13 protein-coding genes are annotated in these 15,864 nt (G+C 67.1%); 9 read left to right on the top strand and 4 right to left on the bottom strand.

Features of this window, described 5'->3' with window-relative positions:
- Positions 1-26 precede the first annotated feature (26 nt).
- The 3 genes from ABD05_RS20980 (at position 27) to ABD05_RS20970 (ending at position 10,301) form a co-directional block, all read left to right on the top strand.
- Positions 27-8,651 carry a glycoside hydrolase family 94 protein gene (locus ABD05_RS20980; RefSeq protein ID WP_047902026.1) on the top strand — a complete coding sequence of 2,875 codons (8,625 nt, stop codon included), beginning with the start codon at positions 27-29 and terminating at the stop codon, positions 8,649-8,651.
- Between the two features lie 161 nt (positions 8,652-8,812).
- Positions 8,813-9,031 carry a glycine zipper 2TM domain-containing protein gene (locus ABD05_RS20975; RefSeq protein WP_047903699.1) on the top strand — a complete coding sequence of 73 codons (219 nt, stop codon included), beginning with the start codon at positions 8,813-8,815 and terminating at the stop codon, positions 9,029-9,031.
- Positions 9,032-9,119: 88 nt separating this feature from the next.
- A complete protein-coding gene (locus tag ABD05_RS20970) occupies positions 9,120-10,301 on the top strand; it encodes a DesA family fatty acid desaturase (protein ID WP_047902025.1) in 1,182 nt (393 codons plus the stop codon).
- Positions 10,302-10,365: 64 nt separating this feature from the next.
- Here the strand turns inward: ABD05_RS20970 and ABD05_RS36470 are convergent, their stop codons facing one another.
- Complete coding sequence (locus ABD05_RS36470) at positions 10,366-10,545, bottom strand: hypothetical protein (RefSeq protein WP_014725342.1); 180 nt, start codon at positions 10,543-10,545, stop codon at positions 10,366-10,368.
- A gap of 67 nt (positions 10,546-10,612) precedes the next feature.
- Complete coding sequence (locus ABD05_RS20965; protein ID WP_014725341.1) at positions 10,613-10,885, bottom strand: hypothetical protein; 273 nt, start codon at positions 10,883-10,885, stop codon at positions 10,613-10,615.
- 123 nt (positions 10,886-11,008) lie between these two features.
- Here ABD05_RS20965 and ABD05_RS39000 point away from each other — a divergent pair, with 123 nt between their 5' ends.
- Positions 11,009-11,344: a hypothetical protein gene (locus tag ABD05_RS39000; RefSeq protein ID WP_231944111.1), complete on the top strand. Its 336-nt coding sequence runs from the start codon at positions 11,009-11,011 to the stop codon at positions 11,342-11,344.
- Between the two features lie 73 nt (positions 11,345-11,417).
- Positions 11,418-11,753, top strand: a complete 336-nt coding sequence (locus ABD05_RS20960) for a hypothetical protein (RefSeq protein WP_047903698.1) — start codon at positions 11,418-11,420, stop codon at positions 11,751-11,753.
- A 115-nt stretch (positions 11,754-11,868) separates the two neighbouring features.
- Here the strand turns inward: ABD05_RS20960 and ABD05_RS20955 are convergent, their stop codons facing one another.
- A complete protein-coding gene (locus ABD05_RS20955; RefSeq protein WP_034194764.1) occupies positions 11,869-12,045 on the bottom strand; it encodes a CsbD family protein in 177 nt (58 codons plus the stop codon).
- A gap of 321 nt (positions 12,046-12,366) precedes the next feature.
- Here ABD05_RS20955 and ABD05_RS20950 point away from each other — a divergent pair, with 321 nt between their 5' ends.
- The 3 genes from ABD05_RS20950 to ABD05_RS36455 all read left to right on the top strand — a co-directional run bounded on the left by ABD05_RS20950 (position 12,367) and on the right by ABD05_RS36455 (position 13,844).
- Complete coding sequence (locus tag ABD05_RS20950) at positions 12,367-12,954, top strand: BPSL1445 family SYLF domain-containing lipoprotein (protein WP_047902024.1); 588 nt, start codon at positions 12,367-12,369, stop codon at positions 12,952-12,954.
- Positions 12,955-13,015: 61 nt separating this feature from the next.
- Positions 13,016-13,162, top strand: coding sequence for a DUF3096 domain-containing protein (locus ABD05_RS36460; protein WP_082146180.1), 147 nt, complete (start codon positions 13,016-13,018; stop codon positions 13,160-13,162).
- Positions 13,163-13,685: 523 nt separating this feature from the next.
- Positions 13,686-13,844 carry a DUF3309 family protein gene (locus ABD05_RS36455; RefSeq protein ID WP_082146179.1) on the top strand — a complete coding sequence of 53 codons (159 nt, stop codon included), beginning with the start codon at positions 13,686-13,688 and terminating at the stop codon, positions 13,842-13,844.
- 127 nt (positions 13,845-13,971) lie between these two features.
- Here ABD05_RS36455 and ABD05_RS20940 read toward each other — a convergent pair whose 3' ends face one another.
- Positions 13,972-15,237: a cation:proton antiporter gene (locus ABD05_RS20940; protein WP_047902022.1), complete on the bottom strand. Its 1,266-nt coding sequence runs from the start codon at positions 15,235-15,237 to the stop codon at positions 13,972-13,974.
- 353 nt (positions 15,238-15,590) lie between these two features.
- Between ABD05_RS20940 and ABD05_RS20935 the strand changes: the two genes are divergently transcribed.
- Entirely contained in the window at positions 15,591-15,809 is a 219-nt protein-coding gene (locus tag ABD05_RS20935) for a hypothetical protein (protein WP_047902021.1), read from the top strand.
- Positions 15,810-15,864 lie beyond the last annotated feature (55 nt).

Below are 15,864 nucleotides of genomic sequence, written 5' to 3'. Positions count from 1 at the left end.
GCGCCTTGAAGATTCACGTTGCGCGTATGTCGCGACGCCGGACATCGCCATGGAGCAATGCCCGGCCGATCCGCGAGGAGTTCTTCGGCGAGGAGCGACTGGCGCAGCATGCGGACAGCCTGGCCCGCGCGCAGAAGGTGTTGCCCGGGGTGGCCTCGGGCCCCTCGCTGGCCACACGGCTGAAGGACAACGCGGATCATCTGCTGAAGGCCTACCGGAACACGGTGGCCGCAGACGCGCGCGGCGAGGAAATCACGCCCGCGGCAGAGTGGCTGCTCGACAACTACTATCTTGTCGCGGAACAGGTGCGGCAAATCCGCGACGATCTTTCCCCTCGCTATTACCGGCAACTGCCCAAACTCAGCAACGGTCCGTTCGCCGGTTATCCGCGCGTGTTCGGGATCAACTGGTCGTTCGTCGCGCATACCGACAGTCGTTTCGATCCCGATGCGCTATGCCGTTTCATGCTGGCCTATCAGGCCGTGGAACCGCTGACGATCGGCGAACTGTGGGCGGTGGCGATCACGCTGAGGATCGTGCTGATCGAAAACCTGCGGCGCCTCGCGGATCAGATCATCGACGACCGGCGCGCGCGGCTCGACGCCGATGCGCTCGCGGATCGCCTGCTCGGCGAAGGCGGGCAGGCGCGGGTGGAGGCGGAGCCGCTCGTCGCCCGTTATGAGCAGGCCGTATTGCACGATGCGTTCGCGGTGCAGTTGATTCAGCGGCTGCATGACCACGATCCGGCCGTCGCGCCGGCACTGGCGTGGCTGCATCGGCACCTGGCGGCGCGCGGCGCGACGCCGGACCAGATCGTCGCCTCCGTCAACCAACAGCAGGGTGCCGCCAGCCTGACCGTGCGCAACGTGATCACCAGCATGCGGCTGATTTCGGAGGTGGACTGGACCGATCTGTTCGAGCGCATCAGCCTGGTCGATCAGGTGCTGCGCAACCACCCGGGCTTCGCGGAGATGGATTTCCCCACGCGCAACCTGTATCGCGACGCGGTCGAAGCGCTTGCCCGCGGCGCGCCCGTCAGCGAGCTCGAGATTGCCCGCCGCGTCGTCGCCGATGCGGCGGCGCAGGGTGCGAGCGGCGCGCCGGCCGCCGGCGCGGTGCCGGACCGCGAGACGGACCCCGGTTACTACTTGCTGGCGGACGGCCGCGCCGCGCTCGAAGCCGAGATCGGCTATCGGCCGCCCGTTGCGTTGTGGTTGCGGCGCCTGACACGCCACGCCGGTCTCGGCGGCTATCTCGGCCGTATCGGGCTGATCGTCGCGCTGCTGCTGGCGGGCATGCTGGCGTGGCTCGCGCGCGTCGAACCGCCCGGCCACTGGATGATCTGGCTCGGCCTCGCCGGCCTGCTGCCCGCGCTGGATGCCGCGGTCGCGCTCGTCAATCGCGGCGTGATGCGCGATGTCGGCGCGAAGATCCTGCCCGGTCTCGCATTGCTCGACGGCATCCCGCCGGGCCTGCGCACCATGGTCGCAGTGCCGGTGCTGCTGACGACGGATGCAGCGCTCGCCGAGCAGATCGAGCAACTGGAAATTCATCACCTTGCGAGCCCCAACGGGGCGCTTTACTTCGCGTTGCTCTCCGACTGGGTGGATGCGCCGACCCCGCACGCGGACAGCGACGACGGGCTGCTGGCATCCGCGGCGGCGGGCATCGACCGGTTGAATCGCCTCTATCCGGCGGCACCGGGCGAAGGCGAGCGCTTTCTGCTGCTGCACCGCAAGCGCGTGTGGAACGACGGCGAACGGTGCTGGATGGGCTGGGAGCGCAAGCGCGGCAAGCTGCACGAGCTGAACCGGTTGCTGCGCGGGGCGTCGGACACGACGTTCATCGCGCTGGAAGGCCGGCCGCCGCGCGTGCCGCCGGACGTGCGCTACGTGATCACGCTCGATGCCGATACGCGGCTGCTGCGCGATACGGTGCGCCGCCTGGTCGGCAAGATGGCGCACCCGCTCAACCGGCCGGTATTCGACTCGGCGAGCCGGTGCATCGTCGGCGGCTACGGTATCCTTCAGCCGCGCGTCACGTCATCGCTCGCGAGCGGCGACGAAGGGTCGCTGTTCCAGCGCGTATCGTCGAGCGCGCACGGCATCGATCCCTACGTGTCGGCCGTTTCGGATGTCTATCAGGACCTGTTCGACGAAGGCTCCTATGCGGGCAAGGGCATCTACGACGTCGATGCGTTCGAGGCGGTGCTCGCCGGCCGCGTGCCGGAGAACACGGTGCTCAGTCACGATCTGTTCGAAGGCATATTCGCGCGGGCCGGGCTGGCGTCGGATATCGAGGTCGTCGAGGCGTCGCCGTCCCGCTACGACGTCGCGGCAAGCCGCCTGCACCGATGGGCGCGCGGCGACTGGCAGCTCCTGCCGTGGTTGATTTTCGGCCACGAATCGCTGACGGCGGTCGGCCGCTGGAAGATGCTGGACAACCTGCGCCGCACGCTTACGGCGCCCGCCATGCTGGTCGCGCTGCTGGCCGGATGGATGCAGCCGCTCCCCGTATCGCTTGCCTGGAGCGCGTTCGCGCTGGTGACGATCGCGCTGCCGTTCCTGTTGCCCGTATTGAGCGGACTGGTGCCGCGCTGGCGGCGCACGCACGTCAAGATGACCACGCACAGCGTGCTCCATGCGTGGGCGACGGAGCTGCAGTTCGCGTTGACGCGGTTCGGCCTGTCGATCGTCATGCTGCCGCAGCAGGCGTGGTCGATGGGCGACGCGATTGCGCGCACGCTGTTTCGCGTGGGGATCAGCCGTCGCCACCTGCTCGAATGGACCACGGCGGCCGAGGCAGGCGCGCGCGACCGGCGGACCCTGGTGCTCACGTATCTGCAGATGCGCGGCGGCGTGACGCTCGCGCTGCTTGGCGCGGCCGCCAGCCTGATGGCGGGCTGGCGCTTCGATCGTCATGCTGGCTGGCTGGCCGTTCCGTTCACGCTGGTCTGGCTCGCCGCGCCGGCGATCGCCTACTGGCTGAGCCGCGCACCGCGGCCGGCGGGCGAGCTGGCGGTGGCCCCGCACGATGCGCGCCAGCTGCGGCGCGACGCGCGCCGGACCTGGCGTTATTTCGAGACCTTCGTGACGGCCGACGATCAGATGCTGCCGCTGGACAATTTCCAGGAGGACCCGAAGCCCGTTGTCGCGCACCGGACTTCGCCCACCAATATCGGGCTGTACCTGCTGTCCGCCGTCAGCGCCCGCGAGTTCGGCTGGCTTGGCACGCTGGACGCGGTGTCGCGGCTGGAGGCGACCTTCGCGACGATGCGGCTGATGTCGCGCTATCGCGGTCATTTCTATAACTGGTACGACACGCGCGACCTGCGGCCCCTCGAGCCGAAGTATGTGTCGTCGGTCGACAGCGGCAATCTCGCTGGCCACCTGATCGCGCTCGGCAATGGTTGCCGCGCGTGGGCGAATCAGCCCGCCGGCGTGGGGTGGCAGGCCGCGTACGATGGGATCGGCGATACGCTCGCGCTGTTGCGCAAGGCCGTGTGCCGGGATGGCGATGCCCGGACGACCCTGCACGGCGAATTCGAGCGGGCCGCGACCGAACTGGAGGAGACGCTCGCCGCGCCGGCCGGGGAGGACGGCGCACCGGACGGCCGCGCGGCTCCGGAATGGCCCGCGATCACCATCCTCGCCGCGACGGTCGCCGATGTCGCGCGCGCGCTGATGGACGACGTCGGCCGGGTGCGGGGCGGCGACGTCGACGACGTGCTGTTCTGGGCGCAGGCGCTGGAGCACGCGGTGCAGGGGCATTGTCGCGACGCGACGCGCACGTCGGACGAAGCGGACGTGTTGAACAAGCGTCTTCATGCGCTGGCCGATACCGCGTTGCAGATGGCCTATGCGATGGAGTTCGGTTTTCTGCTCGACCCGGTGCGGAATCTGCTGTCGATCGGTTATGCGGTGGCCGAAGGACGGCTCGATCCGGGCAACTACGATCTGCTGGCATCGGAGGCTCGCCTGGCGAGTTTCGTCGCGATCGCGAAGGGCGATGTGCCGGCGCGGCACTGGTTCCGGCTCGGCCGCCTGGCGACGCCGATCGGGCACGGCGCGGCGCTGATCTCGTGGTCGGGATCGATGTTCGAATACCTGATGCCGTCGCTGGTGATGCGCGCGCCGGACAGCAGCCTGCTCGCGCGCACCAATCACCTGGTGGTGCGTCGGCAGATCGCCTATGGCGACGGGCTGCGCCTGCCGTGGGGCATGTCCGAATCGGCGTACAACACGCGCGACATCGAGCTGACCTATCAGTATTCGAGTTTCGGCGTGCCGGAGCTGGGGCTCAAGCGCGATCTCGACCAGAACCTGGTGGTCGCGCCCTATGCGACCGCGCTCGCGGCGATGGTCGCGCCGGACGCCGCCGCGCGCAACTTCGAGCGGTTGCGCGCGGCCGGCGCATGCGGGCGCTTCGGCTTCTACGAAGCGCTCGACTACACGCCCGCGCGCGTGCCGGAAGGCATGCCGGTTGCCATCGTGCGGGCGTTCATGGCGCATCACCAGGGCATGTCGATCGTGTCGATCGCCAATGCGCTGCTGGGCGGGCGCATTCGCACCTTCTTCCACGCCGAGCCCGCCGTCCGCGCCACCGAGCTGCTGTTGCAGGAGCGGGTACCGGGCCGGGTCGCGGCAGGGCGGCCGCGGGTCGACGCGAGCCCCGCCGGCAGGATGCATGGTATCGATGCCGGCGTCGCGCGGCGTCTGCTGTCGGCGAACGATCCCGCGCCCGTCACGCATCTGCTGTCCAACGGCCGCTACGCGGTGATGCTCACGTCCGCGGGTTCCGGCTACAGCCGCCGCGACGATCTGGCCGTCACGCGTTGGCGGGAGGACGCGACGCGCGACGATTGGGGCAGCTATCTGTATCTGCGCGACGCCGAGAGCGGCGACGTCTGGTCGGCCACGTGGCAGCCCACCGGCGTGGTGCCGGACAGCTACGAAGTGACGTTCACCGAGGATCGCGCCGAGTTCGTGCGTCGCGACGGCACCTTGACGACGTCGGTCGAGGTGGTGGTATCCGCCGAGGACGATGCGGAGGTGCGGCGGGTGTCGGTGGCCAATTCGGGCACCCGGGCCCGCGTGATCGAATTCACGTCCTACGCGGAAATCGTGCTCGCACCGCCCGCCGCCGATCACGCCCATCCCGCGTTCTCGAAACTGTTCATCGAGACCGAGTACGTGCCGGCGTCCGGCGCGATTCTGGCGACGCGGCGCAAGCGCGCGCCGAACGAGGCGGAGGTCTGGGCCGCCCATCTGGCGGTGACGTCCGGCGAAACCGTCGGCGCGGAAGAATTCGACACCGATCGATTGCGCTTCATCGGGCGCGGGCGCAGCGTTCGCCTGCCGCTTGCGCTGGCCGAACAGCGTGCGCTGAGCGCTTCCGAAGGCGCGGTGCTGGACGCGGCGTTCGCGTTGCGGCAGCGGCTGCGCATCGAGCCGGGCGCGAAGGCGAGCATCGTCTACTGGACCATCGTCGCGGATTCGCGCGCGCAGCTGCTCGACCTGGTCGACAAGCATCGCGACGGCGAATCGTTCGCGCGCGCGGCGATGCTCGCGTGGACCCAGGCGCAGGTGCAGCTGCGGCATAGCGCGGTGAGCCTCGACGAGGCCGCGTTGTTCCAGCAACTGGCCGGATACATGCTCTACAGCGATGCGTCGATGCGGCCGGGTTCCGCCGCGCTGCTGCGCCATGCGACGGCGGTGTCGGCGGCTGGCGGCGTGGGCGCGTCGCCGCTATGGACGCATGGCGTATCGGGGGATCTGCCGATCCTGCTGGTGCGGATCGACGACATCGAGCACATCGCCATGGTGCGGCAGCTGATCCGCGCGCACGAGTATTGGCGGATGAAGCGGCTCGAGGTCGATCTGGTCATCATCAACGAGCGCGCGGCGTCGTACGTGCAGGATTTGCAGGCGGCGCTCGAGGGGCTGGTGCGGACCCGGCAGCCGCCGGACGAAGCCGGGCGCGGCAGTATTTTCGTGCTGCGCGAGGACCTGATGGCGGCGGCGTCGCGCGCGCTGTTTCCGTCGGTCGCGCGCGCTGTGCTCGCCGCGCGCAACGGCCGGCTGGTGGACCAGTTGCGACGGCTCGCGGGCTCACCGCTGCCCGCTCGCCCGGATGCCGCGCGCGCGCCGCTGCCGCCGCCCGCGTGGCTGCCGCCGAAGGGCGCGCAGGCCGGCGCCGGTCTCGAATACTTCAACGGCATCGGCGGTTTCGCGCGCGGCGGCCGCGAATACGTCGTGATCCTGCAGCCCGGTCAATGCACTCCGATGCCGTGGGTCAACGTCATCGCGAATCCATCGTGCGGCTTCCTGACCTCGGCGGAAGGGGGCGGCTATACGTGGGTGACGAACAGCCGCGAGCATCCGCTGACGCCGTGGTCGAACGACCCGGTCACCGATCCGCCGAGCGAGGTGTTCTATGTGCGCGACGACGAGACCGGCATGCGCTGGGGGCCGCAGGCGGGTTCGATCGGCGACGATGCGCCGGGCGCGACGGCTTTCGTCGCGAGTCACGGCCAGGGCTACAGCCGGTTCGTGCATACCGCCGCCGAGGTCGCCGTCGAATTGCTGCAGTTCGTGCCGCTGGCCGATCCCGTCAAGATTTCCCGCCTGACCCTGCGCAACCTGTCGGACCGGCCCCGCCGGCTGTCCGTCGCCACCTATGCGGAGTGGGCGCTGGGCGCGTCGCGCAGCGTCGCGGCGCCGCACACCGCGAGCGAGATCGATCCGCCCACCGGCGCGCTGTTTGCCCGCAACGACTGGAGCCAGGCGTATCGCGGCAGGGTGGCGTTCGCCGATCTGTGCGGCCTGCAAACCTCCTGGAGCGCGGACCGGCGCGAGTTCATCGGCCGCAATGGCGTCCTGAGCGATCCCGCCGGTTTTCCGGGCCGCGTCGGCGCGTCGCCGCTGTCGGGCCGGGTCGGCGCCGGCCTCGACCCGTGTGCCGCGTTGCAGACCACGGTCGATCTCGAACCCGGCGGTGTCGTCGAAGTCGTCCTGCTGCTCGGCGAAGGCGCCGATGCGGCGGCGGCGCGGCAGTTGATCGAGCATTACCGTCAGGCGGAAATCGACGCGATATTCGCCGCCGTGACGGCGTTCTGGGACGAGACGCTCGGCGCAATCCAGGTCGAGACGCCGGACCGCGCGATGGATCTGATGCTGAACCGCTGGCTGCTGTACCAGACGCTGTCGTGCCGGATCTGGGCGCGTGCGGGCTTTTATCAGGCCAGCGGCGCGTACGGCTTTCGCGACCAGTTGCAGGACGGCATGGCGCTCGCGGTCGCCCGCCCGGACCTGACGCGCGAGCATCTGCTGCGGGCGGCGGCGCGCCAGTTTCCGGAGGGCGACACGCAGCACTGGTGGCTGCCGGAAAGCGGCAGCGGCGTACGCACGCGGATTTCCGACGACCGCGTCTGGCTCGCCCATGCGGTTGCGCACTACGTCGACGTCAGCGGCGACCGGGCGATTCTCGATGCGTCGATCCCGTTCATCGACGGGCGACCGCTGGCCGCCGACGAGCAGGATGCGTTCTTCATCCCGCGCATCTCGGAAACGAGCGCATCGCTGTTCGAGCATTGCGTGCGCGGGCTGGAGTCCAGTCTCGCGCAGGTCGGCGAGCATGGCCTGCCGCTGATCGGCACGGGCGACTGGAACGACGGCATGAACCGGGTCGGCGAGGCCGGGCGGGGCGAAAGCGTCTGGCTCGGGTGGTTCCTGCATGCGACGCTCACGGCGTTCGCCCCGCTCGCCACGGCGCACGGCTCGGGCGAACTGGCGGCGCGCTGGTTGACGCGCGCCGGCGCGTTGCGCGATGCGCTCGCCGATGCGGGGTGGGATGGCGAGTGGTATCGGCGCGGCTACTTCGACGACGGTACGCCGCTCGGCTCGGCTGGCAATGCCGAATGTTCGATCGACGCGATCGCGCAGTCGTGGAGCGTGCTGTCGGCTGCGGCGGACCCGGCGCGCGCCGCGCAGGCGATGGACGCGCTGGAAGCGCGGCTGATCCGCCGCGACGATGGCCTGGCGTTGCTGTTCGCGCCGCCGTTCGATCGATCGCCGGTCGATCCCGGCTATATCAAGGGCTATCCGCCGGGCATCCGGGAAAACGGCGGCCAGTACACGCATGCGGCCACGTGGTCGGTGCTCGCGTTCGCGCAAATGGGTGACGGCGATCGCGCCGCGAAACTGTTCGCGCTGCTCAATCCGGTCAATCGCAGCCGCACGCGCAGCGGCGCGAATCGCTATCGGGTGGAGCCATACGTGGTCGCGGCCGACGTCTATTCGGTCGCGCCGCACGTCGGCCGGGGCGGCTGGACCTGGTACACCGGCTCGGCGGGCTGGCTGTATCGCGCGGGCGTCGAAGGCCTGCTCGGCCTGCGCAGGCATGGCGACATGCTGTCCATTCAACCGTGCATACCGCGATCCTGGCCGGGCTTCAGGGCGACGCTGCGCCACGGTGCGTCGCACTACGACATCGTCGTCGAGAATCCGGACGACGTCAGCGGCGGCGTGTCCCGCCTCGTCGTGGATGGCGTGCGGCTCGCCGCCGGCGAAGCGGCGGTGCGGCTCGTGGACGACGGCCGGCGTCACAGCGTGGTCGTGACGCTGGGGACTGTGCAGGCGGTGCTTATGTGAAGCGGCAGGTCGCCATCCGGGCCGGTACGTTAGCGGACGGACTGCGCGCGATTTACCCCCCATCATGAACTGACGTTTCGAATTTCATCGGGATGTCAGCGCATGGGCTTCCGTGCGTCGGGCCGGATCGGACGGCGCCGCGGCAACCCGAGGAGATGATCATGAGAAAGCTACATTCCGTGGCAGTCGAGATGGCGGTAGTCACCATGACGATTGCGGTGCTGGCGGGTTGCGGCGGTATGTCTCGCCGCGGAACGGATACCGTGATCGGGGCGGGTGTCGGCGGTGTTGCCGGTGCGGTCCTGACGGGCGGCAGTGCATTGGGCACGGTGGGCGGCGCGGCCGTCGGCGGCGTTGTCGGCAACCAGGTCGGGAAATAGGCCGGCCGAAGGGTAGGGAATCGGCACGCGTACTCGCCGTCACGGCGAAGCGCGCGCGGATACCTGCGTGGCGCGGAGCGCGACCGGTATGTCGGCATTTCTCCTGAACGGCGAGCTGAGGCTGTCCTGGTGGCAGCTTGCGTGGGTCGTGTTCGCGCTCACGCATGTCACCATCATCAGCGTGACGGTGTATCTGCACCGCTGTCAGGCGCATCGGGCGCTGGATCTGCACCCGTGCGTCAGCCACTTCTTCCGGCTCTGGCTGTGGTTGACGACCGGCATGCTGACCCTGCAGTGGGTCGCCGTGCATCGCAAGCATCACGCGAGAAGCGAGACCCCGGAAGATCCGCATAGCCCGCGAACCCGCGGCCTCGCGACCGTGCTGCTGCGCGGCGCGGAACTGTACCGTGAGGAAGTGCGGAACGAGGAAACGCTGCGCCGATATGGATCGGGTACGCCGGACGACTGGCTCGAGCGCCACGTCTATGCCCGCTATCCGAATCTCGGCGTCGGGCTGCTGGCCGTGATCGACGTCGGGCTGTTCGGGCTGCCCGGCGTGGCGGCGTGGGCGATCCAGATGATGTGGATTCCGTTCTGGGCCGGCGGTGTGATCAACGGTTGCGGCCACTTCAGCGGCTATCGGAATTTCGCGACGTCCGATGCGAGCACCAACCTTTTCCCGCTGGGCATTCTGATCGGCGGCGAAGAGCTGCACAACAATCACCACGCATACGTGACGTCCGCCAGGCTGTCGAACCGCTGGTTCGAGTTCGACATCGGCTGGCTGTACATCCGCCTGCTGGCGGCGTTGAAACTGGCGACCGTTCGGCGAGTCGCAACGAAGCCGCGCCTGCTCCCGAACAAGGAAGTGGTCGACGACGCAACGCTGCAAGCGGTCATCCGCAACCGGCATGCGGTGATCGCCGCCTATGCGCGCATGCTCGAACCCGCCTGCCGGCGGGAGCTGCGCCGCATCAAGGACATGAGCCGCGACGACAAGCGCGCGTTCGCGCTCGGCATGAAACGCTGGCTGCGCCAGGCGTGGGGCCATCAGGGCAAGCCCGATCTGCGCGCGCTGACGAGCCCCAATGCCAACCGGCGAATACGCGTGTACATGGACATGTACGAGGCGTTGCTCGAGCTATGGACGTGGTCACACGCATCGCACGAGCAATTGCTGGTTCAGTTGCAGGATTGGTGCCGTTGCGCGGAGCAGAGCGGCATCAAGGCGATCGCGGATTTCTCGATGCGCCTGCGCCGGTATGCGTGATCCGGGCACGCCCGCGACCCGCCATGCGGGACCGGCGTGCCACAGTGCGCTGCGCAAGCGCCGCTCATCTCGCCCGATTGTCGGGACGCGAATAGCGCCACTTGCTCGCATTGGAATTGATGCCGGCATCCTGGCGGATGCGCTTTTCGGCGCGTTCGACGTCGGCACGGGCCAGATCATCCCGCTGCTTTTGCCGGGTCGCGTCATCGCGCCGATCAATTGAGGTGCCTGAGTAATATTTCATGGATCGCTCCTGGGTGAGGTGTGCTCGCGTCGCGAGACGCCGCGTCGAGTCGGATGCGGCGGACGGATCAGATCGCCGCAGGGGCGATCTTGCCGTCCACGATGTCCTTGCCGAACTGCATCGCCAGATCGAGTGCGAGCGCCGCCGTTTGCGGAGCGCCATGCTCGAAAATGGTCGAGTAACGCGGTGCCGTTGCCGAGGTCGCCGGAATCGTGTCGATGCGCACGATTGAAGCGAAACGCTTCGGGCCGGGGGCGTGGGGATCGCCGAACGGCGGGAAAAGCATTTGTGAATAGACGCGGAGTTCACGTCCGCGATATTCGAGAGTGGGGATGGTCATGATTTGCTCCTGACAGAGCAACCGTTGGCGCCGAAGGATTCAAGGGCGCCGATGCCTTGACAAAGAACCGGCAGGTATCTTCAGTGTGCGCGCTTGACAAGGCTTTCGCAAGAAAAACATCGGATGCCGAAGCATATTTTCGATGCGGGTAAATCACAGGGTTGCAGTGCGGTTACGGAAGAACCTGCTTCCAAAATAGTCGATACCGTACAGACCGACGCGTGCCGTCCGGTTCACGATGAACTCAACACCGAGGAGGCTGCCATGTGCATCCCACTTTCACCCGAGGTCGTCGAGACCCTCAAATCGCTTGATCGAATTCCGGATTCCCAAGCCGATATTCCACGCCCCATAGCCAATGAACTATTGACTCACGGGCTTGCATACGAGTCGCGCACCGGCGGCTCGATCAACATGACGGCCGCAGGCCGGCTGTGGCTGAATCGGTGCGCGGATTAGCGCACATGCGTCGGCCAGGCGGGACCGGAGTTTTGTCCTGCACAACGATCCATGGACCCATGAGGAGGCAATGATGAAAACCCAATCTACACGATGGTTTACGCTGGACCAATACGCGCCTGTTCGCAACGGATGGTATGAAGTGCGAATGGTGAGCGGCGACACGGCGTTTGCGAAGTTCGGCGACGGCGAATGGACCGAAAAGCCGATGCTCACCTTTACGCGCTGGCGAGGCTTGTGTTCCGATCCGGCCAAGTCGGGCGACCAGGAGACGATTGCCGCGGATGCGACCGCAGCGAAAGGTGTCCGCGATGCGTGGGACGCGTTCTTTCCCGGCATGGGAGACGAGCAGCACAAACCACTTGCCGCCGCGCACGGCGACCACACCCGACGCATTGCGGCATCGTGACGGCCAGTCGGGAAACGGGTATCGCCGGATGTTGCATGCACGCGCCGTCAACACCCGGTGAATCCGCGCACGTTGCCTGTTCGCGCGGCGCGACGGAACCGTTCGCGCGAACACCCTACGGCCGCTTCCTGAACTGCTCTTTCGCGTCACCGAATGACGCTTGTGTCTTCCCGACGACCTGCTCGACCTTGCCCTGCATTCTGGTCGATCGATTTCCCATGACCCTGCCGACCATTTCCTTCAGTCTGCCTTTCGCTTCCGCGATGCGACCTCTCACCTGATCCCTGTTCATCACACTGCTCCTTGACATGGGTCGCCTGCTTTGCCGATACGAAACCTGGAACCATCGAAGCGTCATATCGGGCGCTTCAGCGCGGAACAATCAGGGCGCCCGAAGACACACTGCGCGCAATCGAGACGGAAGTCGGTACGATGCCGTACGCGATCGACGCCGGCGTGCCGTCGAATGCACGCGGGCGGCGATCGGGGCGATCACCGCGAAGAGAGGTTGTGCAGGTTGTCGGTTTTTGCATGCTTGGTACGCTTTCGTACCGCATTCGTATTCGCCTGTGTGTAGCGTCAGGGATATCCACGAACAACCTTGGGGTGAATCATGCAGCGACGAACATTTCTATGGGGTACGCCGGGATCGATCCTGGCTATCGGCCTCGCGGTCTCGGGATGCACGACGACCGGCACATCCGACGCCAGCGGCCACCAGACCGACAAACGCCACACCATCGATGCAGGCGTCGACTCGACCCTTGCGCGCCTTTACACGACCGCCAAAGGGTCGCGTGAACTCGTCGGCAAGGCACGCGGCGTGCTGGTATTCCCGTCAGTCATCGCGGCCGGCCTCTTCGTCGGCGGCCAGTACGGCGAAGGCTCGCTGCGCGTTGCCGGCAGCACGGTCGGGTACTACAGCACCACCACCGGCTCGATCGGGCTGCAGATCGGTGCGCAATCGAAAGCCATCATTTTCCTGTTCATGACCGAGGATGCGCTTGGTCGCTTCCGTAACAGCGAAGGCTGGTCGGTGGGCGGCGACGCGTCGGTGGCAGTACTGAAAATCGGCGCGAACGGCAACGTCGACACCAGCACCGCGACCGCGCCGATCGAAGCGTTCGTGCTGACGAACAACGGGTTGATGGCCGGCGTCACGCTCGAAGGCACGAAGGTCACCCGGCTCAAGTCGCTGTAACGAGCGGCGGAGGCAGGGCGGCTTCGTATCCCTGTGTTGTTGTCAATCTTGCGGAGGGCGTATGCACATCCTCACGACCGCGGGCCCGCTGGTTTCGCTGATCGCCGGCATTCTGATTCTTGTGGTGCCCCGTTTGTTGAACTACATCGTTGCGATCTACCTGATCGTCATCGGGTTGCTCGGGCTGTTCGGCGGACATATCCACTGAACTAAGCTCCAACCAAGAAAAGGCAGACGACGAACCTCGCATGCGGCACCCGCGATCGTCGACCCGTTGCCGTTGACAGGTCCGCACGGTGTCGACCGAAGAACGATGTGCCGGCACGTTGCCCGGTTGCGCCATCGCGTGCCGATCGCAATCGCGGTCGCGCGGCCGGAGCGACGTGCCGCGACGTTCGCGATGACGCGCGTGCGTCCGGTACGTTGCCGGACAGACTCCACGCCCGCGCCCGTCTACCTTGAAATCGAAAGCGTCGATGCACGTCCCGAACCGGGTGCGTCGAGCGCGAGTCCTGCATCAGGAAGCAGGATGATTTACGTCCGGGGTGCTCCGGCATTCGAAACGCGGCACGCCAATTTCGACGCGACAGGCGACGAACGGCGCGTGCGCGCGTCGACGCGGGAGCGCATGTGAGCATATCGACGTAAACATCGGTTCGAATGCATTCGGCGGGGCCAGCGGTGCGCACGCATCGCGACATGACCGGCCGGATTGATCGAGGAGAGACGACATGTCACTGGGACTTCTTCTACTGATCGTTGTCGTGCTGCTGATGGTCGGGGCGATCCCGACCTGGCGCTACAGCAACGGCTGGGGTTATGGGCCAAGCGGATTGCTGGGCTTGGTATTGGTCGTGTTGCTCATCATGATGCTGCTGGGCAGGCTGTGAAGCGGGGCATCATCGACGCTGCAGGTTCACGGAAAGACGGCCGCCCGGCACCTCGAGTGTCGGGTGTGGCGCCGCGCCGAACCGTTCGACCCACGCACGCATCGCGCCACTGCACGCGCGCTGGATCTCACGCATAGCGGCGCATGAGCGGCGCCGCTGAAATGCCGTGCAGCACGATCGACATCGCGACGATGGCCAGTACCCACGGAACCAGCGGCAACAGTTCCGCGCGCGGCCCTTGCTCGAGGGCCAGCATCAGGTAATACAGGGAACCCACGCCGCGAATGCCGAACCAGCTGATCAGCCGGCGCTGGTGGTGCGACGCCCGGGAGCCGATCAGCGCGAGCTGGGTGGCGGCCGGCCGGATGACGAACAGCAGTGTCGCGACCACGGCCGCGCCCATCCACGTCAGCATGTCGGCCCAATAGCGGGAGACGAGCGCGCCGATCAGCAGGATCAGCACGGCTTCGGCGATGTGTTCAAGCTCGATCGTGAATCCCATGACCGATTCCGCGACGAAGGCATGGGCCTTGTCGGGATCGGTGGCGGTGGCCTCGACATCCTCGCTGTCCACGACGCCGACCGTCTCCTTCGACGTCTTCCGGCCGCTCGTTCGATGCTCGACGCGCCGCATCGCGACGCCCGCGGCGAACACCGCCAGGAACCCGTAGCCATGAATGGCGAGCGTCACGCCGTACGACAGCATGATCAGGCCGAGCGCCTGCCCGTGACGGCTGCGCAGGAATGCGACGAGCCGGGCCGTGGCAAGGCCGAGCAGCCAGCCGGCGCCCACACCGGACGCGATGCCCCATGCAATGCCGCCGACCATGCTCCAGTGCAGTTCCGACGTCGCGCCGGAACCGCACAAAAGCAGGCCGAGCACCGCGCACGGGTAGGCCGTGCCGTCGTTGATCCCGCCTTCGCCGGACAACGAAAAACGCACCAGTTCGACGTCACCCGCATCGCGCACGCCGACGTCATGAGCGAGCACGGGGTCCGTCGGCGCGATGATCGCGCCCAGCAGTACCGCGACGCCGAGACTCAAATGCAACACCAGCACGCCGAGCGCGGCGATCGATGCGACGGTGAAGATCATCGCGACGATGCCAAGCCGCAGCGGCAGCATCCAGCGGCGATCGGCGGGCGGGACACGCAGCCTCAGGCCGATCGCGAACAGCGAGATCAGCAGGCCGATTTCGGCCGCGATGCGCAACCGCGTGACGTCATCCGGCAATGTCATCGACAGGAAGCCGGTGCCGGCGGGGCCGATCAGAAAACCGATCCCGAGATACACCATGGCCGCGCTGAGCGGCAGGCGCTCGAGCGACGATCCGATGAGTCCCATGGAAATCAGCAGGGCTCCGAAGATGAGGCATCCGATCGTTTCGGTCACTTTGCATACCCCGCATGAATGACGTCGCGCTCGCCGCGCTTCGGTTGCAGGTCGCCATGTGGCGTCGCGGAGGCTGTACGCGGCGCGCACCGGACGCGGCGTCGATGCCCCACACTCGTCGCACAGTATCGCGCCGATCGTCCCACGTTCGCAGCGAGCCGGTCCGGCGTCTGTCCGATGGCGGACAAAGGACCGGGCACGACCATTGCGGTCGCAGCGACGCGTGCCTGCGGCCGAAGCGGTCGGGAACGCGTACCAGAAGCGGCACGCGTGCGATGTACGGTAGCGGGCAGAGTGGCGCCGTGCGTCGTCATAGACTGGTCGCCGATCCTCACGACAACCGGAGCGTTGCCATGGCCCACTCAGCAATCGAGGGAGACCTGCGTTCGCTTGAACGACTCATTGCACGCGTCACGCTCGGTGAACCTGCGCCATTGGCACTCTGGCGAATTCGGCTGGAATCGATGCTGGAGAACGGCCGTCTGACGCCCCCGGAACGCACGCATTTCGTCAGCATCATCGCCCTTATCCTCATGCTCGAGCGTCGAGCGGGCAAGCCGGCCGCGCATTGAGCACGGACGGCCATCGGGTACCGGGGTCCCTACCGGATCGATGCGGAAAGCTTCA

It is taken from the genome of Burkholderia pyrrocinia, from assembly GCF_001028665.1.
Lineage (GTDB): Bacteria > Pseudomonadota > Gammaproteobacteria > Burkholderiales > Burkholderiaceae > Burkholderia > Burkholderia pyrrocinia.
The sequence above is the reverse complement of the archived record's forward strand: the minus strand, read 5'-3'. Positions and strand labels throughout refer to the sequence as shown.

Coding starts and splice junctions, on each gene's coding strand:
- ABD05_RS20980 (WP_047902026.1), top strand. CDS start 27: ATGTCGCGACGCCGGACATCGCCATGGAGCAATGCCCGGCCGATCCGC.
- ABD05_RS20975 (WP_047903699.1), top strand. CDS start 8,813: ATGAGAAAGCTACATTCCGTGGCAGTCGAGATGGCGGTAGTCACCATG.
- ABD05_RS20970 (WP_047902025.1), top strand. CDS start 9,120: ATGTCGGCATTTCTCCTGAACGGCGAGCTGAGGCTGTCCTGGTGGCAG.
- ABD05_RS36470 (WP_014725342.1), bottom strand. CDS start 10,545: ATGAAATATTACTCAGGCACCTCAATTGATCGGCGCGATGACGCGACC.
- ABD05_RS20965 (WP_014725341.1), bottom strand. CDS start 10,885: ATGACCATCCCCACTCTCGAATATCGCGGACGTGAACTCCGCGTCTAT.
- ABD05_RS39000 (WP_231944111.1), top strand. CDS start 11,009: ATGCCGAAGCATATTTTCGATGCGGGTAAATCACAGGGTTGCAGTGCG.
- ABD05_RS20960 (WP_047903698.1), top strand. CDS start 11,418: ATGAAAACCCAATCTACACGATGGTTTACGCTGGACCAATACGCGCCT.
- ABD05_RS20955 (WP_034194764.1), bottom strand. CDS start 12,045: ATGAACAGGGATCAGGTGAGAGGTCGCATCGCGGAAGCGAAAGGCAGA.
- ABD05_RS20950 (WP_047902024.1), top strand. CDS start 12,367: ATGCAGCGACGAACATTTCTATGGGGTACGCCGGGATCGATCCTGGCT.
- ABD05_RS36460 (WP_082146180.1), top strand. CDS start 13,016: ATGCACATCCTCACGACCGCGGGCCCGCTGGTTTCGCTGATCGCCGGC.
- ABD05_RS36455 (WP_082146179.1), top strand. CDS start 13,686: ATGTCACTGGGACTTCTTCTACTGATCGTTGTCGTGCTGCTGATGGTC.
- ABD05_RS20935 (WP_047902021.1), top strand. CDS start 15,591: ATGGCCCACTCAGCAATCGAGGGAGACCTGCGTTCGCTTGAACGACTC.